General features: G+C 64.1%; 18 protein-coding genes. 6 read left to right on the forward strand and 12 right to left on the reverse strand.

Going from position 1 to position 17,978, the window contains the following annotated elements:
• Positions 1-10: 10 nt before the first annotated feature.
• Entirely contained in the window at positions 11-1,390 is a 1,380-nt protein-coding gene (locus tag AAHB08_RS07410; protein ID WP_342058567.1) for a bifunctional NUDIX hydrolase/phosphatase PAP2 family protein, read from the reverse strand.
• A gap of 195 nt (positions 1,391-1,585) precedes the next feature.
• Between AAHB08_RS07410 and AAHB08_RS07415 the strand changes: the two genes are divergently transcribed.
• Positions 1,586-1,963: a hypothetical protein gene (locus AAHB08_RS07415; RefSeq protein ID WP_106885584.1), complete on the forward strand. Its 378-nt coding sequence runs from the start codon at positions 1,586-1,588 to the stop codon at positions 1,961-1,963.
• 86 nt (positions 1,964-2,049) lie between these two features.
• Here AAHB08_RS07415 and AAHB08_RS07420 read toward each other — a convergent pair whose 3' ends face one another.
• A complete protein-coding gene (locus AAHB08_RS07420; protein ID WP_342058568.1) occupies positions 2,050-3,288 on the reverse strand; it encodes a hypothetical protein in 1,239 nt (412 codons plus the stop codon).
• Between the two features lie 221 nt (positions 3,289-3,509).
• Between AAHB08_RS07420 and AAHB08_RS07425 the strand changes: the two genes are divergently transcribed.
• Positions 3,510-3,827: a YnjH family protein gene (locus AAHB08_RS07425; protein ID WP_342058569.1), complete on the forward strand. Its 318-nt coding sequence runs from the start codon at positions 3,510-3,512 to the stop codon at positions 3,825-3,827.
• A 466-nt stretch (positions 3,828-4,293) separates the two neighbouring features.
• On the opposite strand, the gene AAHB08_RS07430 is transcribed toward AAHB08_RS07425, so the two are convergent.
• Complete coding sequence (locus tag AAHB08_RS07430) at positions 4,294-5,742, reverse strand: catalase (protein WP_342058570.1); 1,449 nt, start codon at positions 5,740-5,742, stop codon at positions 4,294-4,296.
• 153 nt (positions 5,743-5,895) lie between these two features.
• Between AAHB08_RS07430 and AAHB08_RS07435 the strand changes: the two genes are divergently transcribed.
• Together AAHB08_RS07435 and AAHB08_RS07440 are read left to right on the forward strand one after the other, a co-directional pair.
• Positions 5,896-6,384 (forward strand): GNAT family N-acetyltransferase, encoded by a 489-nt coding sequence (locus AAHB08_RS07435; RefSeq protein WP_139436211.1) that lies wholly within the window; start codon positions 5,896-5,898, stop codon positions 6,382-6,384.
• Entirely contained in the window at positions 6,381-7,238 is an 858-nt protein-coding gene (locus AAHB08_RS07440) for an AraC family transcriptional regulator (protein WP_342058571.1), read from the forward strand. Before AAHB08_RS07435 ends, AAHB08_RS07440 begins: the two co-directional genes overlap by 4 nt.
• Positions 7,239-7,451: 213 nt before the next feature.
• Here the strand turns inward: AAHB08_RS07440 and AAHB08_RS07450 are convergent, their stop codons facing one another.
• Together AAHB08_RS07450 and AAHB08_RS07455 are read right to left on the reverse strand one after the other, a co-directional pair.
• Positions 7,452-8,363: a DMT family transporter gene (locus AAHB08_RS07450; RefSeq protein ID WP_342058572.1), complete on the reverse strand. Its 912-nt coding sequence runs from the start codon at positions 8,361-8,363 to the stop codon at positions 7,452-7,454.
• 120 nt (positions 8,364-8,483) lie between these two features.
• Positions 8,484-8,927: a DUF2214 family protein gene (locus AAHB08_RS07455; RefSeq protein WP_202047557.1), complete on the reverse strand. Its 444-nt coding sequence runs from the start codon at positions 8,925-8,927 to the stop codon at positions 8,484-8,486.
• 109 nt (positions 8,928-9,036) lie between these two features.
• Here AAHB08_RS07455 and AAHB08_RS07460 point away from each other — a divergent pair, with 109 nt between their 5' ends.
• Entirely contained in the window at positions 9,037-10,644 is a 1,608-nt protein-coding gene (locus tag AAHB08_RS07460; RefSeq protein WP_342058573.1) for a sensor domain-containing diguanylate cyclase, read from the forward strand.
• Between the two features lie 23 nt (positions 10,645-10,667).
• On the opposite strand, the gene AAHB08_RS07465 is transcribed toward AAHB08_RS07460, so the two are convergent.
• From AAHB08_RS07465 to AAHB08_RS07490, 6 genes are read right to left on the reverse strand one after another with little or no spacing between them, the layout of a single operon-like run.
• On the reverse strand, positions 10,668-11,327 hold the full coding sequence (locus tag AAHB08_RS07465; RefSeq protein WP_205642993.1) for an HAD family hydrolase: 660 nt from the start codon (positions 11,325-11,327) through the stop codon (positions 10,668-10,670).
• 39 nt (positions 11,328-11,366) lie between these two features.
• Positions 11,367-12,374 carry an ABC transporter ATP-binding protein gene (locus AAHB08_RS07470; RefSeq protein WP_342058574.1) on the reverse strand — a complete coding sequence of 336 codons (1,008 nt, stop codon included), beginning with the start codon at positions 12,372-12,374 and terminating at the stop codon, positions 11,367-11,369.
• Positions 12,375-12,380: 6 nt separating this feature from the next.
• The gene (locus AAHB08_RS07475) at positions 12,381-13,157 is read right to left on the reverse strand and encodes an ABC transporter permease (protein WP_342058575.1); all 777 of its coding nucleotides are present in this window, start codon (positions 13,155-13,157) and stop codon (positions 12,381-12,383) included.
• A complete protein-coding gene (locus tag AAHB08_RS07480; protein WP_342058576.1) occupies positions 13,150-14,046 on the reverse strand; it encodes an ABC transporter permease in 897 nt (298 codons plus the stop codon). Before AAHB08_RS07480 ends, AAHB08_RS07475 begins: the two co-directional genes overlap by 8 nt.
• Positions 14,046-14,879: an alkaline phosphatase family protein gene (locus tag AAHB08_RS07485; RefSeq protein ID WP_342058577.1), complete on the reverse strand. Its 834-nt coding sequence runs from the start codon at positions 14,877-14,879 to the stop codon at positions 14,046-14,048. Before AAHB08_RS07485 ends, AAHB08_RS07480 begins: the two co-directional genes overlap by 1 nt.
• Positions 14,880-14,888: 9 nt before the next feature.
• Positions 14,889-15,935, reverse strand: coding sequence for an ABC transporter substrate-binding protein (locus AAHB08_RS07490; protein ID WP_342058578.1), 1,047 nt, complete (start codon positions 15,933-15,935; stop codon positions 14,889-14,891).
• A gap of 182 nt (positions 15,936-16,117) precedes the next feature.
• Here AAHB08_RS07490 and AAHB08_RS07495 point away from each other — a divergent pair, with 182 nt between their 5' ends.
• Positions 16,118-16,930 (forward strand): UTRA domain-containing protein, encoded by an 813-nt coding sequence (locus AAHB08_RS07495; protein WP_342058579.1) that lies wholly within the window; start codon positions 16,118-16,120, stop codon positions 16,928-16,930.
• A gap of 45 nt (positions 16,931-16,975) precedes the next feature.
• Here AAHB08_RS07495 and AAHB08_RS07500 read toward each other — a convergent pair whose 3' ends face one another.
• Positions 16,976-17,740, reverse strand: a complete 765-nt coding sequence (locus AAHB08_RS07500) for a helix-turn-helix domain-containing protein (RefSeq protein ID WP_005330085.1) — start codon at positions 17,738-17,740, stop codon at positions 16,976-16,978.
• Between the last annotated feature and the right edge of the window lie 238 nt (positions 17,741-17,978).

The raw sequence follows: 17,978 nt of genomic DNA on the forward strand, positions 1-17,978 counted from the left end.
TGCGTTCCCTTTAACGAGGGGTGGGGCGCCGGGATCCGGCGCCAGTATTGATAAAAGACAGCAGCCACCAGAGTGCGGCACTCAGCCAGAACCCCAGGCAGCCATAGAGTAACCCTTTTCCCGCCAGGAGCAGCACAGAGCTGTCGGTGAGCACAGGGAGCACGAACAGCCCCCCGCCGATGAGCAGGCCGCCCGCCAGGGCCAGCAGAGTGGCATGGAGGGCGGGAGCTGGGTGTCGTTCGAGTTGTAGCAGATTACCCGATACCAGTCCCAGGGTGAACATGGCGAGCCCCGCCAGGGCGGTGGACTGGGTCAGCCAGCCCGCCAGGGCGCAGGCCAGCAGCAGGAGAGCCCAGGGAGCTTGGCGCTGCGCCAGTGCCGCCAGGGGGGTGCGCAGTGCCAGCAGCAGGGCGCCGAGACCCAGGCCGGCCGCCACATCCGAGAGGAAGTGCACGCCGAGCCAGATGCGGGCCAGCCCGGCCAGGGCCGCCAGCAACAGGGCCAGCCCCATGCCCTGCCAGGCTCTGAGGGAGGTCAGGGCGCCGAGCAGCAGGCCCCAGTAGAGCAGGGTCGAGGCGGCGTGGCCGCTCGGCATGCCAAAGCCCTGGGCGCTCCTTTGCCCCAGCATGGGATCGAGGTGGAAGGGCCTGGGCCAGGCTACCCCCTCCTTGAGCAGCTGCACCAGCAGGGTGAGCAGCACCATGGCAAACAGCAGGTTGCGCAGCCTTGGCCAGCCCAGCAGTGGGAGCAAGAAGGGGAGCAGGGCCAGCTGGAAGGCCGCCGATCCCAGCAGATTGCCGACCTCAAGCCAGCGCGCGTCTGGCCCCAGCCACTGCTGCAGGCGCTGGATCAGCGGCAGCTCTGCCCTGTGCAGGGCGCTGCCTTCGGGACTGAAGTCCGGCACCCACTGCACCTCGCTCTCGGGCACCTCGGCCAGCCGGGGGGCGAGCCAGTCGAGCTGCGTCGGGAAGCGGCGCTGAGCATGGGGCAGGCTGGCGGCATCGATCAGCCTGGCGTTGAGAATTTCGCCGCCGAGGTTGGGGGCCTCAAGCAGGGAGACAAAACCCGAGCCGCGCTGGGCCCGGATGGGGGTCAGCGTCTGGCAGGCGAATACCATGGCGCGCTGCCAGCGACCCAGCTCCCCGGTGATCCGGCCATGGAGCCCCGTCTCCTCGAACAGCTCCCGCAGGGCCGCCTGGGCGGGCGTCTCGCCCCCGTCTATGTAGCCGCCACTCAGGCTGTAGCGATCGGAGATCCTGTCCTGAACCAGCAACAGATCCTGCTGGTGGCGGATCACGCAGGCGGCCGCACCTGGGGGCGCCTCGGCGGCGAACAGGGAGGATGACAGGGAGCCGAGCAGCAGAAGCAGTAAGAGAGCGAGTCTGGGCATGATGGTGCCACTAAGGGAATAGATGGGGACAAGGGTCACAGAAATCAGATACTTGGGCAATGACTTCCGGTGGATGGCCGGCGCAGGCAGGGAGTGTCTTGGCCCAATCTGGGGCGCAAGGATTGCCGTCGGCCCGGGCAGTCCCTAGTATTGGCGGCTATTGTTCTTCTCATTCAACACATCTTGGGGCCTTTCATGCGACAGTTCGGTTTCTTCCTGGGGATTGCCATCGGCGTCATCCTGATACTGTTTGGCAGCATCGTCATCTTCCAGGCCTTGCCTGCCGCACTGGACGTGCTGGAGATGCCGAGCCGCATTCCGTTCGTGCGCGAGGTCTACACTTGGCTGATGACCAGTGCCAATGGCCTCACCAGCCAGCTGGAGCAGAACTTCCTGGAAGCCTTCCAGACAGTGCTCAAGCTGATCCTGCTCATCACCTTCATGTGGGTCTGCGTCAAGCTGGTCAACATGGGAGTGCTGATCATCCGGGCCGGCGTCGACCTCATCCGCACCGCCATCGAGCACAGCGAAGACAAGGTGGCCAAGCCCACCGAGCAGGACCGCCACCTGTAAGGCTCCTCTGCCCATTCGCAGATAAACGACAGGCCATCCTCGGATGGCCTGTTTGCATGGTGCACGGGTTCGCCCTCTTGCACGACTTAGTTGAGCAGCTTCTCCAGCTCGGCCTCGGCATCCGCCCTGGCCTGATCGCTCTGCTTCATCCCCTGGGTTTCCACCTTGGCGGCCTGCGCCTGCACAGTGCCGGTCGCCCCGCTGACCACCTTGTTCAGCTGTTGCTGCGCACTGGCTTCCGCTTGCTTGGCGGTATCGCTGACCGCCTGCTGGGCGGAGCGGGTCACGGCCTGGTTGGTTTGCCGCAAGATATCGGTGGCATCGCTCACCGTCTGGGTGGCCGAATCGCTCACCGCCTTGCTGGCTTGTTGCTGCGCCGAGGCGGTGGCACTGCCGAGCGCCTGCTTGGCCGAGTCGCTCATCGCCTTGCTGGCCTGCTGCTGCGCCGAGGCGGTGGCACTGCCGACCGCCTGTTTGGTCGAGTCGCTGACAGCCTTGCTGGTCTGCTGCTGCGCCTGGGCAGTGACGCTGCCGACCGCCTGTTTGGCGGAGTCGCTGACAGCCTTGCTGGCCTGCTGCTGCGCCGAGGCGGTGGCACTGCCGACCGCCTGTTTGGCCGAGTCGCTCACTGCCTTGCTGGCCTGCTGCTGCGCCGAGGCGGTGGCACTGCCGACCACCTGTTTGGCCGAGTCGCTCACAGCCTTGCTGGCCTGCTGCTGCGCCGAGGCAGTGGCACTGCCGATCATCTGGCTGGTCGAGTCGGTCAGGGCCTGAGTCGCGCTCTGTTGCAGGTTGCCCATCACATTGCCAAGCAGGGAACCGCTTGTTCCCGTCATCACCTTGCCGGCGTCGGTGAGGGCGGTGGCGGTCGGGTTGCCGGCTTGCCACTCCTGCATGGTGCTGGGCCAGGTCGGGGTCGCCGCCGTCAGGTTCTCGCCAAACACCTGGGTTGCGCCGTCGCCCTTCTGCAACATGACGGAGAGCTGGTTGGTGTCGGCGTTCCACACCATGCCAGCCTGTTTGGCCACATCCGGCACTGGGGCGTAGCGGGAGACCACGTAAAACAGCGGCCCCTCCTGCTGCAACTCGTTGGCCGTCTTGAGCAACTGCATGGTGCTGTCGTAGTTGGGCCCCAGCATGGCGGTCATCCTGTCCTTGATCAGCGGCTGTTCGAACAGGTTGGCCTCGTTCGGATCGAAACCGACCAGGGGTTTGAGCAGGGCCCACATCAGCTGGCTGGTGGGGCTCATCAGCAGCAGGGGGGCAACACAGGCGGACAACATCAGGCTCAGGCAGGCAGCCTGGAGCAACGGCATGATACGCATCGACGACATATCCAAGTAATTATTTGATTAATATGGGGTTATGCTGTCATATCCCGACAACATCACCTGAACTGGGCCGCATCATCCCGAGAGCGAGGGTGGGCGCAGGCAGGCTATCATATTGCTCCCGGAATGCCAGATGAGCCGACACTTATTGGTCAAGTCGGCGACACTGGTGGTCGCTTTAGGGGATCACTCTCTCGTTGTCACAGGTGTCACTCATGATCCGAACCGCGTTTTGTCTGTTTGCCCTCGGCGGTCTCTTCCCTGCCCAGGCGGCCCCGACGTCGAACACCCTCAGCCACTCGGTGGGCACGGATCTGGTGTTGCCCCTGGGCTCGTTGCCCGAGCGGGTCTGCTGGTATCAGGATCAGAAATATTCCCTCGGATCGCGTATCCAGCAGGGGGATCTCTGGCTGGAGTGTGGCCCGCAAAACGACCAGGAGAGCAACGGGCCCCTGGCCTGGCGCGAACCCGCCAGCTACGAGCCCGTCGACGAAGGGACGGCCAACAGGGAGACGATCAGGGTGGGTCAGTGAGCCTTTTCTTGATCCAGCTACAGACACGGGCGTGATCCCTGTCGCATAATGCAGCTCCTTTCTTCTCTTGGCTGGAACCTAAGAAATGGCTCGTCGCTCTTCCAATGCACAACGTCGTCGCAGTAGCTGGTGGTACAAACGCTTGTTGGCAAGGGAGCGGGAAGAGCGCGAAGCGCGTTCCGTCCGGGATTGATACCGCATTGAAAAACGGAGCCTCGGGCTCCGTTTTTTATTTATCACCAGCTCGGCGGTGCTCTTCCAATGCACAGCTTGGTTGCCGTAACGGGTGGTACAAACGCTTGTTGGCAAGGGAGCGGGAAGCGCGCGAGGGCGCTGCGTCCGGGATGGATACCGCATTGAAAAACGGAGCCTCGGGCTCCGTTTTTGCATTTATCACCGTCAGCATCACGACAACGGGGGCCATTAGGCCCCCGTTTTGCGTTTGCAGATGTTGGCTGCTTGCGGCTTAGCGCTGCAGGGCGGCCAGTGCCAGTTCGACCCGTTTGGCGTATTCGGGGTCGGCCTGCTCGAAGTGCTTGAGCTGGGCCGCGACTATGGCGTCATCCTCCACGTTGACGAGGGAGCGTGCCAGGTTGGCGGCGAGGCGCGCGCGCTGCCCCTCGTCCATCAGGCGGAACAGATCCCCCGGCTGGCTGTAGTAGTCGCTGTCATGGTCACGGAAGTCGTAGTGCAGGGCGGCCCCTTCCAGACTCAGGGCCGGCTCGTGCTGCTCGCTCGGCTGCTGGGTGCCGAAGCGGTTCGGCTGGTAGTTGGGGCTGGCGCTGCCATTGCTGTCTGCCCGCATGGCGCCATCGCGGTGGGCGCCGTGGTGGAAGGGGCAGCGCGGGGCGTTGACCGGCAGCAGGCCGTGGTTGACGCCGAGGCGATAGCGCTGGGTGTCACCGTAGGAGAACAGGCGACCCTGCAGCATGCGATCCGGCGAGAAGCCGATGCCGGGCACCACGTTGGCCGGGGTAAACGCCGCCTGCTCCACGTGGGCGAAGTAGTTGTCCGGGTTCTGGTTGAGCTCAAGCACGCCGACCGGGATCAGCGGGTAGTCGCTGTGCGGCCACACCTTGGTGAGGTCGAACGGATGGATCTGGTAGGTCTGGGCCTCGGCTTGTGGCATCACCTGCACATAGACCTTCCAGCGTGGGAAGTCGCCCCGCTCTATGGCGTTGTAGAGATCCGCCTGGCTGGTCTCTCTGTCCTGGCCGACGGCATTGGCCGCCTCCTCATCTGTGTAGAAGCTGTGGCCCTGCTCTGTCTTGAAGTGGAACTTGACCCAGAAGCGCTCGTTGGCCGAGTTGATGAAGCTGAAGGTGTGGCTGCCGTAGCCGTTCATCTCCCGCAGGCTCCTGGGGATGCCGCGATCGCTGAACAGTATGGTGACCTGATGCAGGGATTCCGGGTGGCGTGACCAGAAGTCCCAGGCGGCGGTGGCGCTGCGCAGGTTGGTGCGTGGATCCCGCTTCTGGGTGTGGATGAAGTCGGGGAATTTCAGGGGATCCCGGATGAAGAAGACGGGGGTGTTGTTGCCCACCAGATCCCAGTTGCCCTGCTCTGTGTAGAACTTGAGGGCGAAGCCGCGCACGTCGCGCTCGGCGTCGGCGGCCCCCTTCTCACCGGCCACGGTGGAGAAGCGCAGGAAGACCGGGGTCTGCTTGCCGATGGCATTGAACAGGTCGGCCTTGCTGAATTGGCTGATGTCGTGGGTGACGGTGAAGGTGCCGTAGGCGCCCGAACCCTTGGCGTGAACCACCCGCTCGGGAATGCGCTCGCGGTCGAAGTGGGCGAGTTTCTCCATCAACCAGATGTCTTGCATCAGCACGGGGCCGCGGGGGCCGGCGGTGAGGCTGTTGTTGTTGTCGACGACGGGGGCACCGTTGGCGCTGTGCAGGGTCTTGTCAGTCATGGGGCATCTCCTTGTGATGAGTCGCCAGACTAGGGGAAGGGCGCGCCCGGCTCCAATGGAGTGTGCCTAACCCTTTGATTGGTTTCGCTGATGGGGGGTGGAAACGAACGCCAGCCTTGCGGCAAGATGGGACTCAGCCAATCAGGAGGTCTCATGTCCATCACCATTCGCCGCGCCGGGCCGGAAGATGCCGCCCCCCTGCGCGATCTCTACGCCATGCCCAAAGCCCAGGCCGGCACCCTGCAACTCCCCTTCGCCTCGCTGCACCACTGGCAGCAGCGGCTCGAGCCGCGGGACGGGGTCACTGTGCTGCTGGCCGAATCCGATGGTCTGGTGGTGGGTAACCTGACCCTGTGGCAGGAGCCCAACCCGCGTCGACGCCACGTGGCGAGCCTCGGCATGGCGGTGCGTGATGACTGGGCCGGGCGCGGCGTGGGCTCGGACTTGATGGCGGCGGCACTGGATCTGGCGGACAACTGGCTCGGGCTGACTCGCCTCGAGCTCACCGTCTGGAGTGACAACGAAGCGGCGCAGGCGCTCTACCGCAAGTTCGGGTTCGTGCAGGAAGGTGTCGCCCGGGATTACGGCCTGCGCCACGGCGTGCTGGTGGACACCCTCTATATGGCGAGAGTGCGTTCATGATCGACTATCGCGAGCGCCTGACTCCCGTGCTGCGGGCACTGGAGCAGGAGCCGGATCTCTCCATCGAGGAGCTGGCGAGCCGCGCCTGTCTCTCCCTCTATCACTTTCACCGGGTGTTCACCGCCGTGGTGGGGGAGTCCCCCGGCGAGATGTGTCGCCGGCTGCGGATGCAGCGGGCGGCCTGGCAGCTCTGCTATACCGATGCCAGCGTCACCGCCATCGCGCTGGGGGCGGGGCTCGCCAGCTCCCAGGCCTTTGCCAAGGCGTTTCGCCGTCACTATGGCTGCACCCCGGGCGCGTTTCGCCGCGACAAGGGCAAGAACGGACACCATGAGAGCAAGGATGGACACGCATGGGATGGTCCATCCCCTTATGCTGAAGGCCACTCATCAGCAAGGAGCAACACCATGAAAACCGTCGAGATGGATGCCCGCACCCTGGCCTATGTCAGGGTCACAGGCCCCTATGGCGAGGGCTATGACGCCGTCTGCCATCGCCTTCACCAGTGGGCCGCGCCCCGAGGCCTGGAAGGGGGAGAGTGGATCTTCATCTACCACGACAACCCCGAGGTGACGCCGCCTGCCCAGTGCCGCACCGACATCGGCATCAGCGTGCCGGTGGGCACCCTGGGGACGGGGGAGGTGGAGATCCAGCTCATCCCCGCCGGGCGTTACGCCCAGTCCCGCTACCTCATCACGGATCGCAACCAGTACGGGCCGCGCTGGCAGGAGCACATAGGCGACATAGTCTCCGCCGGGCTGGCGTTCGGCGACGGCCCCTGCTTCGAGCTCTATCACAGCGTGAGCAATGACCCCCTGCGCGACGACGTGAGCTTCTGCTCCAGCGTACGCTAGGCAGACGGCAATAAAACGAGGCGCCCAGGGGCGCCTCGTTTTATTGGGGGGATGGCGCCATGCCTGCATCAGGGGGCAGCCCACCAAGGTTCGCTCGTTCAGGGTTGGCTGGGCACCTTGTTCCGGCGGGACTTCCACCACCAGCGCAAGCGGATCTGGGAGATCAGCATGCCTGCCAGCATCGGGGCGCAGCCTACACCAAGGTTCGCTCGTTCAGGGTTGGCTGGGCACCTTGTTCCGGCGGGACTTCCACCACCAGCGCAAGCGGATCTGGGAGATCAGCATGCCTGCCAGCATCAGGGCGCAACCTACGATGGCTCGCTCGTCCAGATTTTCCCCCAGCAGCAGCACACCGCCGATGGCGGCGAATACCGTCTCCAGGCTCAAGATGATGGCGGCGTGGGCCGGGTGGGCACCGCGCTGGCCGACCACCTGCAGGGTGTAGCCTATGCCGACCGACACCAGCCCCGCGTAGAGCAGGGCCTGCCAGCCCGCCACGGCGCCGCCTAGGGTCGGGGTCTCGATGACAAAGGCAGTACCAAGACTGAGCAGGCCGCACACCACGAACTGCACCCCGGCAAGGCGGATGGGGGCGACCCGGTTCGAGTAGTGATCCAGCACCAGCAGGTGAACGGCCCAGAACAGGGCACCGATCACCTGCAGCAGATCACCGTAGCCTATGGTGAACTCCTCGGTGACGCTGAGGTAATAGAGCCCGGCCATGGCGATGAGGGCGCCAATCCAGGTGTTGGCCCCCGTCTTGTGGCGCAGGGCCAGGCCGATGACGGGCACCAGAATGATGTAGAGACCCGTAATGAAGCCCGCCTTGGCGGCCGTGGTGTAGAGCAGCCCCACCTGCTGCAGGGAGGCGGCGCTGAACAGCACGCCCCCGGCGATCAGGCCCCCGACCAGCAGCAGGCGGCGATCGCCCGATGATGATCCGGATTGCGGTCTGGGCTGGCGCGACTTGAGCCACCACAGGAGCGGCAGCAGGGAGGCGGCCCCGAGCAGGAAGCGCAGGCCGTTGAAGGTGAAAGGCCCCATGTGATCCATCCCCAGGCGCTGGGCGACGAAGCCCAGCCCCCAGATGGCGGCGGCCATCAATAACATCATGTTTGAACGCATACGGATTCATCCCTGAGAGAGCAGTGACAGAGGCACTCGGGCCCCTCCCAGTACGATACCCGTCAGCGGGGGGCTTTGTCGCCGGTGATTTGCAATCAGATGGGCGCCAGCCCGAGGCGGCTACCAGCCGCCAGCCAGCCTGGCGAGCAGGGGCAGCAGGGCGAGCAGCAGCAGGTTGCCCCGAAGGATCCAGATCACCCAGAACTGCTGCTGGATGGAGACTATGGGGGCGCGCCCCTGACGCAGGGAGCGGCGCCAGTGATGGAACAGCCGGCTGGGGTAGCCGAAGCTGAGGGCCATGGCGAAGAACAGCAGCAGCTTGGTGCGATAGCCGGGATTGGCCAGCAGGGCCGAAGGTTGCAGCGGATGAGCGAGCACCATGAGCACGCCAGTGATGAAGATGAACAGCAGCGCCAGCGCTGCCAGGCTGTCTGCCAGCAGCAGCTTGCGCACCTGCTCGATGGACATGCCGCGCCGAAACAGAAAGTACACCGAGGTGATGGCGCCGGTCAGGGTGATCACGGCGCAATAATGGAGCGCGGTCAGCAGTTCCGGGTTCAACATCCGAGCCTGTTCCTTCTCGTTGGCCACATGGCAAGCTTCTCTTTGGACGCCATAGAGCGGGGCTGATATTCTGACACTACACGACGTCGGGGGATAGCAGGAGGCAGGGTTGGATAAACGGGCAGTCTCCAAAAAGACCTGGTCCCTGGTTGCCAGGATGCGTCTGGGCCTGTTGCTGTTGTTCATTCCCGTGCTGATGCTGGGCGCCATCTACTACCTGCACATGGAGCGCAGCCTGCAACGAGAGTTGCAACACCGTCTGCTCGCCACCAACCACCAGTTGCGTCACGTCTTCATCGAGCCCTACCTGCACGAAATGGAACGCCAGTTCACCCTCATCTACGACCAGGTGAAGGTGGACGACATCAGCGGCCCCCGCCTGCACAATGCCGAGAGCTACCTCAAGGAGTGGCGCCTCTACAAGGGGGTCATGGCTGATCTCATCTACATCTATGTCGGCACCGCCGAGCGCCAGATGCTGATCTACCCCGAGTGGCAGGCGGATACGGGCTTCGATCCCAGGACGCGCCCCTGGTATCAGCTGGCCAGCCAGCATGTGGGCAAGATGGTCTGGACCGAGCCCTATTACGACTACACCAACGGCAACCTGGTGATCGCGCTCGCACGGGCGCTCACCGACCAGGAGGGCAGGGTGCGCGGGGTGTTCGCGGTCGATGCCATCTTGGCGCCCTTCTCCGCCCAGCTGAACCGGCAGTGGAACAGCGGTTACCAGATGATCGTCAACCAGTCCGGCAAGGTGCTGGCCCACCCCGATCCTTCCCGGCTGCTCAAGCCCATGACGCACCCGAGCTGGCTCTCCCGCTTCAGCGCTGAGGACGGCATCTTCCTGGACTCGGACTCCCGGCAGTTTGTGGCCTACAGCCGCCTGCCCGATCGCAACTGGGTGCTGATCAGCGTGCTGCCGGCGTCGAGCATTCAGGTCGTGGTGGCGAGCGCCTCCCTCAACGTGCTCGGGGTGGTGGTGCTGGCCTGCATGCTCTATGCGCTGCTGGCCCTGGTCTGGTCCCGTTATTTCAGGCGGATGCTGGACGAGATCTCCACCATGATCCGCGCCAGCAGGATGCCACCCGATGGGGTGCCCCATGGGGGCATGCACGAGCTCAGGCACGTCTATGCCGAGCTGGCGGAGGTGAGCAAGGATTACCACGAGGCGCGCCAGCAGGCGAATCTGGACAAGTTGACCGGCCTCTACAATCGCCGCTTCTTCGACGAACGAGTCAATCGTCTGCTGTTCGAGCATCAGCCGTTCTGCCTGGCCATGGTGGATCTGGACGATTTCAAGCGGGTCAACGACACCTTCGGCCATCAGACCGGAGACGTGGTGCTCAAGCGGGTGGCCAAGCTGGGCAACCAGCTGCTGGAGGATCACGGCTGGGTCTGCCGTTACGGCGGCGAGGAGCTGGTGGTGCTGTTCGCCAACCCCGACATCCACTTCTGCCAGATGCTGCTGGAGCAGTACAGGATAGGGGTCGCGTCCCTGGACTGGCGTGAACCCGGCCTCGGGATCACCTTCAGCGGCGGCCTGGTGGCGAGCGCCCCCGGTCTGGATGCCAAGGGGCTGCTCGATATCGTCGATGCCGAGGTGTATCGCGCCAAGCGAGATGGCAAGAACCGCATCTATCTGGGGGGAGACGCCCCCTTGGCGCAGCAGGTGCCGCCGGAAGACGATGGGATACTGAGCAAGGAAGAGGCCTGAGGGCCTCTTCTTCATTCAGCGGCTCAAGGAAGCAACTGCCACGCCCACAGGGGCCAACCCAGCTCCGAGGCGCACTGGCGCAGGGCAGGGGCCGGATTGACAGCATGAGGATGGCTCACCGCCCGCAACATGGGCAGATCGTTGTGGGAGTCGCTGTAACCGAAGCTCCCCTGCCAGATCTGCTCCCGCCCGGCAAAGAGCTGGTTGATGCGGGCCACCTTGCCCTCGCGAAAACTCAGGGTGCCGCGGGTCTGGCCGGTCAGCCTTCCCTCCTCCTCGTCGAGCAGGATGGCGACGCAGTGATCCATCCCCAGCATCTTTGCCATGGGTGCCACCAGATGCTCGCCGGAGGCGGAGATGAGCACCAGCTCGTCACCGCGCTGGCGGTGCCACTCGATGCGGGCCAGCCCCTCGGGGTAGAGGCGCTCGCGCAGCACCTGCTCGGCAAAGCGGGTGCAGAGGGAGTCGAGCCACTGGCGCGTCTTGCCCGCCAGGGGTTGCAGGGTGAAGGCCATGTATTGATGCATGTCCATCTTGCCCTGATGGTAGAGAGACATCATGGCCTGCTCCTCGGCCACCATGCCCGCCGGGGCCAGCTCCTCGGCCACCATGTACTCCAGCCAGAGGCTGGCGGAATCCCCGGCAATCAGGGTCTCGTCCAGATCAAACAGTGCCAGTGCCATGGGCGCTCCTCGCAGTGAAAATGGAAATGAAATGCGGCCTCATGCTACCTCACAGAGCTGATCCCGGGCCACCGCCAGGGTCACGGCGCTGCCCACGGCCAGCAGATCGCCGGCACGGCGGTTGAGGCAGTCCACGGTCAACAGCCCCGCCTCGCACTCCACCTGATAGCGGATGACGTTGCCGAGCAGCTGTTGCTGGCGGACGATGCCGGGCAGGCTGGGCTCGCTGCTGGTCGCCCCGGCGGGCAGCAGGGTGATGGACTCCGGCCGCAGCGCCAGCTTGCCCTGAAAACGGGGGCCGAACAGGGACTTGCCCTGCTCTGCGCCGAGCAGGTTGTAGTTGCCGATAAAGCCCGCCACAAACTCGCTGGCGGGACGGGTGTAGATCTGCTCCGGCGTGCCGCTCTGCACGATGGATCCCTTGTTCATCAGGAAGATCCGGTCCGACAGGGTGAGCGCCTCCTCCTGATCGTGAGTCACGAAGATGGTGGTGAGCTCGAGGCGCTGCTGGATCTCGCGGATCTGCTGGCGCAGGCTGCGGCGGATGCGGGCATCCAGCGCCGAGAGCGGCTCGTCCAGCAAGAGGATCCGCGGCTGTACCACCAGGGCCCGGGCCAGCGCCACCCGCTGGCGCTGGCCGCCGGAGAGCTCGGCCGGATAGCGGCGCTCGAAGCCGGTCAGCTCCACCAGCGCCAGTGCCTCCTGCACGCTGGCGGCGAGCTCGCGTCCCGGCTGGGGCTTCATCTTGAGGCCGAAGGCGACGTTGTCCCACACCGTCATGTTGGGGAAGAGCGCATAGCTCTGGAACACCATGCCGATGCCCCGCTTCTGGGGCGCCTGCCAGGTGATGTCTTCCCCGGCCACCCGCACCTGACCACCATCCACCGGGGTGAGTCCGGCCAGCGCCCGCAGCAGGGTGGACTTGCCGCAGCCGGAGGGGCCGAGCAGGGTCACCAGCTCCCCCTTGCGAATGCCGAATTCGATCCCCTCGAACACAGGTGTATCGCCGTAGGATTTGTGCAACTGATTGACTTCTAAATGAAACATCTTGGATCACCGATGAAATCTGTTGGCCGCCCAGGTGAGCAGCAGGGTCAGCAGGAAGTAGCTCATCACCAGGGCGCTGGTGAAGTGGCCCGAGGTGGACCTCATGTTGTAGAGGTAGACCTGCAGGGTCTCGTAACGGGTGCCCACCAGCATGTTGGCGAACACGAACTCGCCGAGCAGGAAGGAGAGGGAGAGAAACAGCGCGGCCAGCAATCCCTTGCGCAGGCAGGGGATCACCACCAGCAGAAAGGCGCGCCGACTACTTGCCCCCAGCAGGTGGGCGGCATCCATCAGATCCTTCAGCGCTACCCCCTGCAGGCTGTTGGCCAGCGCCCGGTACATGAAGGGCAACACCACTGTGAACCAGGTGCCGATCAGGATCCACGGGGTGCCGATAATGGGCAGGACGCCGTCGGCGTAGATCTGCAACAGCCCCACCGAGGAGACCACAGGTGGCACCGCGAAGGGGAGCAGGATCAAGAGGTTCATCCAGGGATCCAGCCTGGGGAAGTAGTAGGCCACCACCAGCACGGTGGGCACCAGCACTAGCGTGCCCAGCAGCAGGGTGGAGAAGCAGACCAGCAGGCTGCGGCCAAAGGCTGCGAGAAAGCGCGGATCGCCCCACAGCTTGAGATACCAGTCGAGGGTGAAGCCATCCGGCAGCAGGGTCGCTCCCCAGCGGGTGGAGATCGAATAGAGAAAGGTAGCCAGCAGCGGCAGCAGCAGGGTGGCAACCAGCCCACCCAGCACCCACTTGGGCCAGCGCGGCGTCAAATCATGCATGGGATTGCCCCTTGTTCACATAGCTCTTTTTCAGCAGCCACTGGTTGGCGGCCGTCACCACCCCCAGCAGCACCATCAGGATCACCGCCAGCGCTGCCGCCAGGTTGGGCTCCAGGAAAATGTCGCCGGAGACCAGGCTCGCCACCCGTATGGTCACCAGATTGAAGTTGCCCGTGGTGAGGGCGTAGGCGGAGGCGTAGGCTCCCACAGCGTTGGCAAACAGGATGATCAGGGTGCCGAGCAGCGCAGGCGTCAGCACCGGCAGCGCCACGTGCCACACATACTGTCCCTTGCTGGCACCCAGCAGGGCGGCGGCCTGGGGCCACTCATCCTGCAGCGCATCGAACGCCGGGTAGAGCAGCAGCAGGGCGAGGGGGATCTGGAAGTAGGTGTAGATGAGGATAAGGCCTGACCCCGAGTAGAGGTTGAAGCCGTCGATGAGGCCCCAGGATTTGAGCAGCAGGGTAACGGCGCCGTTGATGCCGAGCACTATGATGAAGGCGAACGCCAGCGGCACCCCGCTGAAGTTGCCGGTCATGGTGACAAAGGCCAGCAGCAGCCGCTTGACCCGCTCGCCGCTGTGGCGCAGTGCTGCCGCCCCGAACGTGCCGATGGCGAGGCCCGCCAGACTGGCGATACCGGCGATACGCAGAGAATTGCCGAAGGATTGCAGGTAGAAGGGGGAACTCAAAATCTCCCGGTAATGGTCGAGGCCCCAGCCATCGGGGGTCTGAAAGCTGCCCACCAGCACCCACACCATGGGGGCGAGCTGGAACAGGATCATCAAGAGGACAAAGGGCAGCAGCACCAGGGCCGGCAGCCAGTGGCGGCGTGCCCGGCGTGGCTTCACCTGTTGATCCGCGAGGATCTTTGTGGTGGCAGGCATCATCAGTGCACCTCGCGCATAAAGGCCGCCTTGAGCAGCTGTGGCGCTGCCGGCTTGTCGTGGGGAATACCCAGCAGATCCGCCATCAGGGCGCAGAGCTGGGTCTGGGCGATCACCACCCCATCCGGCCAGCGCTCGACGAAGGCATCGCCAAACAGCCAGAGCGGCACGGCGCGCTCCTCGGGCAGGGTGCCGCCGTGGCTCAGATCATTGTTCATGCCGTGATCCGAGGTGATCACCACCTGATACCCCTCTGCCAGCCACTGGGGCAGCAGATCGGCCAGCAGGCTGTCCATGCGCCGCGCCTGATTGCGGTACTGGCGGGAATCGAGGCCAAACTTGTGGCCCGCATCGTCCACCCCCATCGGGTGGATCAGCAAAAAATCAGGATCGTACTGGCTGCGCAGCCATTCCCCATCCATCAGCAGATGGCTGTCGGGATAGTTGTCATCCCAGTAGAAGCAGCCGTGCTGAATGGGTAGCTGCTCGTCGTGAGTAAAGCGATCGCGAGCCGCCAGCCAGGGGCTCTGGTTGTAAAGCTCGCTCACCCAGTAATAGGCCGCCGCCGCGGTGTGTTTGCCCGCGGCCCGGGCCAGATGGAAGATGGATTCATGCAGACTGAGGCGACTCACTCCGTTGTGGGTGATGCCGCTCGCCACCGGCGGCACGCCGGTCAGGATGCACTCGTAGAGGGGCCGGGAGAGAGAGGGCAGGGCAGCATTCAGGGTCGTATGCAGGCCCCGCCCCGCCTCCACCATGCCGAAAAGGTAGCCCATGCAATGGGCTACCTCGGCTGCCAGACCATCCACAAGTACCACTATCACCTTGTGTTGCACTGGGTTCCCTTACTGCATGTTGATCATGACGGTTTCTTGCCACTGGCGCGGCAGGGCCTTGGAGCTCTGCTCCCAGGCGGCGTGATCCTGAACCGGCTTGGCATTGGCATACTGCTCGGCTGGCAGCAGCTTGGCTTTCACGTCGTCCGGCAGCGCAACATTGCTGCGGATCGGGCGGGCGTAGCCGCGTGCCAGGTTGATTTGACCGGCATCGGAGAGGATGTATTCCCGCGCCAGCTTGGCGGCGTTGGGGTTCTTGGCCCACTTGTTGATGATGGTGGTGTAACCGGCGATGACGGAGCCGTCGCTCGGGATCACCACGTCAAACTTCTTGGGGTCGATCTGGTCGCGGTAGTTGAGGGCGTTGAAGTCCCACAGCACCCCCACTTCCACCTCGCCCTTCTCGATATTGGCGATGGTGGGGTCGTTCAGGGAGAGACGACCCTGCTTGGCCAGCTGGCCGAACAGCTCCAGCGCAGGCTTGAGGTTCTTCTCGCTGCCGCCGGTAGCATAGGCCGCCGCCAGCACGCCGTTGTTGGCCTGGGAGGCGACGCCCACGTCACCCAGGGTCACCTTGTAGTCGCCACCCAGCAGGGATTGCCAGCTGGTGGGGGCTGCCTTGACCAGATCCTTGTTGATCAGGAAGGCGATGGTGCCGGTATAGGCCAGCATCCAGTGACCGTCCGCATCCTTGGCCCAGTTGGGAATATCGGCCCAGGTGGAGGGCTTGTAGGGCTGGGTGACCCCCTGCTTGACCGCCACCGGGCCGAAGGCGCCGCCCACGTCGCCGATGTCGGCGGTGGCATTGGCCTTCTCGGCGGCGAACTTGGCGATCTCCTGCGCGGAGCTCATGTCGGTATCCTGATGCTTGATGCCGTAGATGCTGCCGAGCTGCTGCCAGGTATCCTTCCAGTTGGCCCAGCTGTCGGGCATGCCGATGCTGTGGAGCTGGCCTTCGCCGCGGGCGGCCTTCTCGAGATCCGCGATGTTCTCGGCGGCAAACAGCGGTTGACTGATGGCCACCAGGGCCAGTGCACTTGCGATCACGCTTTTCATCATCCCATCCCTCTGGACTAGGTCAGTTAAGGTTCGAGAGGGATGCTAGAGGGGAATTGTGACGGTGGCGGGGCGCTTTGATGGCGTTTTCATGACAATCGCCCTGTCATGGCGCTGTCATCCACAGCGGTTACAACTCGGGACCGACAGCCGCTGGTCTACTCCAGGGGACGCACACCGGAATGACCGACAGGGATGTGACAGTGACAGAGCGATTGAGTGAACAGGGGCTGACCGATGGCCGCAACCCCTCCAAGTGCGAACAGATTTGCCGGACCCTGCGCCGCTATATCGGCAGCGGCCAGCTGGGGGCCGGGCAACAGTTGCCCGCCGAACGGGCCCTGAGCGAGCGCTTCGCCACCACCCGCATCACCATCAAGGAGGCGCTCTCCAGCCTGGAGGCGGATGGCCTTATCTATCGGGCCGAGCGGCGCGGCTGGTTCGTGGCGCCGCCCCGCCTCACCTATGACCCCGCCATCCACACCCACTTTCACCAGTGGATCGGCGAGCAGCAGCGCGTGGCCGAAACCCGGGTGCTGGCCCACGGCGGCGAGCTGGCCAGCAGCGAGCTGTGCAGCCGGATGGGGCTGGCACCCTTCACCCCGCTCTACGAGATCCGCCGCCTGCGCCTGATCGACGGCCGCCCTGTGCTCCACGTCAGCCACCACCTGCTGGCCAGCCGCTTTCCCGATATCGCCAGCGCACCGCTGGCGAGCTCCCTCACCGAGCTCTATCAGCAGCGCTATGGCATAGGCCAGGGTGGGGCGAGTCTCGAGATCACCCCCTCGGCGGCGCGGGGAGAGATAGCCCGCGCCCTCAATCTGGCCCAGGGGAGCGCCGTGCTGCGGCTGGTGCGGGTCAACTATGACGAGCGGGGGGCGCTGGTGGATTGCGATATCGAGCACTGGCGGCCGGATGCCATCCGTATCTGTCTGGATACCCGGGCGCTGCAACCGGCCACAGGCAGATCGCAGACCGTTCAACTCACGGGATAACGGAACGCCAGCGAAAACGGACGGATCCCGCAGGATCCGCCGGGATCAGTTGTCGATATTGGGGATAAGGTCGTCGAAGCTCTGGTAGCCGCAGTCCGCCAGTTGCAGCGACATTGTGTAGGTCTTGCTGCCCTCCCGCTGGCCTATGGCGGGGCGGTTGAGCTTGAGCTCCTGATGCCAGTACTCCTTCATGCGATCGATCAGGGCCATGGCCTCGCTCTCGTCCAGGTGGAGCTGGCACAGCGCCATGTAGTTGTTCGACTTGTGCATGTTCTCCACCAGATAGTCCCCCAGCACCGACATGGCCTGGCGTGCCTGCTGGCGGGCGAAGCGGCTGTGCTGCTCGAAGCTGATCCGCTCGCTGATGAGGAAGTGGTAGCTGTTGTCGATGCCGAGCTGCAAGATGCCGAGCTTCTCCAGCTTGCGCAGATAGAGGTAGCAGGAGGCATCGGTCAGGCCGTATTCCCGCTTGAGATCGATCAGGGTCTTGTCGCGCCAGAAGATGTTGGCGAGGAAGGCGTAGAGCCCCGGCTCCTTGTGAAACGCCTCGTCCTGCTCCTGGGTGAAGACGGCGCGGCGGCTCTGGGCGTCCTGGGTGCGATCCAGCAACTCCTCGAACGAGAGCCCCACCAGGTGGCAGATCTCCAGCAGGGTATCGAACGGCAGGGAGGGCTTGTTCATCATCCGCTTCACGGTGGCGATGGAGACCCCCATGGCTTCCGCCAGGGTCTGATAGCGGATCCCCTTGTCGGTCAGGGTCTTCTTCAGGGTGTCGAGAATGTGGTTGGCCAGGGTCTGGCTGTAGGTCATGCAACTATTCCTTTATCTGCATTTTTAGTCGTGCCAGAAAGTGAGTCATTTATCTGTATCGGGCTCAATTTTTGACACCTAGAAAAACCAGAGGAGAGTAATCCGGTGATAACGGCTGAAATGGCCTGACCAGTTGTGGTGCAAGGTGGCAGATAATGACACTCGGTGGTGCATATCCTTCAACCTTCCAACATTTTGCTGGTGATGCATATTACATCGCACATAATCCAACACGAAT

The sequence above is a fragment of the Aeromonas sp. OTU364 genome (assembly GCF_038440395.1).
GTDB lineage: Bacteria > Pseudomonadota > Gammaproteobacteria > Enterobacterales > Aeromonadaceae > Aeromonas.

What these genes read in the sequence shown, in the direction of transcription:
- AAHB08_RS07475 (WP_342058575.1), bottom strand. Translation starts at nt 13,157, where the DNA reads ATGCATGATTTGACGCCGCGCTGGCCCAAGTGGGTGCTGGGTGGGCTG.
- AAHB08_RS07495 (WP_342058579.1), top strand. Translation starts at nt 16,118, where the DNA reads ATGACCGACAGGGATGTGACAGTGACAGAGCGATTGAGTGAACAGGGG.
- AAHB08_RS07500 (WP_005330085.1), bottom strand. Translation starts at nt 17,740, where the DNA reads ATGACCTACAGCCAGACCCTGGCCAACCACATTCTCGACACCCTGAAG.
- AAHB08_RS07450 (WP_342058572.1), bottom strand. Translation starts at nt 8,363, where the DNA reads ATGCGTTCAAACATGATGTTATTGATGGCCGCCGCCATCTGGGGGCTG.
- AAHB08_RS07480 (WP_342058576.1), bottom strand. Translation starts at nt 14,046, where the DNA reads ATGATGCCTGCCACCACAAAGATCCTCGCGGATCAACAGGTGAAGCCA.
- AAHB08_RS07410 (WP_342058567.1), bottom strand. Translation starts at nt 1,390, where the DNA reads ATGCCCAGACTCGCTCTCTTACTGCTTCTGCTGCTCGGCTCCCTGTCA.
- AAHB08_RS07440 (WP_342058571.1), top strand. Translation starts at nt 6,381, where the DNA reads ATGATCGACTATCGCGAGCGCCTGACTCCCGTGCTGCGGGCACTGGAG.
- AAHB08_RS07465 (WP_205642993.1), bottom strand. Translation starts at nt 11,327, where the DNA reads ATGGCACTGGCACTGTTTGATCTGGACGAGACCCTGATTGCCGGGGAT.
- AAHB08_RS07490 (WP_342058578.1), bottom strand. Translation starts at nt 15,935, where the DNA reads ATGAAAAGCGTGATCGCAAGTGCACTGGCCCTGGTGGCCATCAGTCAA.
- AAHB08_RS07430 (WP_342058570.1), bottom strand. Translation starts at nt 5,742, where the DNA reads ATGACTGACAAGACCCTGCACAGCGCCAACGGTGCCCCCGTCGTCGAC.
- AAHB08_RS07425 (WP_342058569.1), top strand. Translation starts at nt 3,510, where the DNA reads ATGATCCGAACCGCGTTTTGTCTGTTTGCCCTCGGCGGTCTCTTCCCT.
- AAHB08_RS07435 (WP_139436211.1), top strand. Translation starts at nt 5,896, where the DNA reads ATGTCCATCACCATTCGCCGCGCCGGGCCGGAAGATGCCGCCCCCCTG.
- AAHB08_RS07420 (WP_342058568.1), bottom strand. Translation starts at nt 3,288, where the DNA reads ATGCGTATCATGCCGTTGCTCCAGGCTGCCTGCCTGAGCCTGATGTTG.
- AAHB08_RS07415 (WP_106885584.1), top strand. Translation starts at nt 1,586, where the DNA reads ATGCGACAGTTCGGTTTCTTCCTGGGGATTGCCATCGGCGTCATCCTG.
- AAHB08_RS07455 (WP_202047557.1), bottom strand. Translation starts at nt 8,927, where the DNA reads ATGTTGAACCCGGAACTGCTGACCGCGCTCCATTATTGCGCCGTGATC.
- AAHB08_RS07470 (WP_342058574.1), bottom strand. Translation starts at nt 12,374, where the DNA reads ATGTTTCATTTAGAAGTCAATCAGTTGCACAAATCCTACGGCGATACA.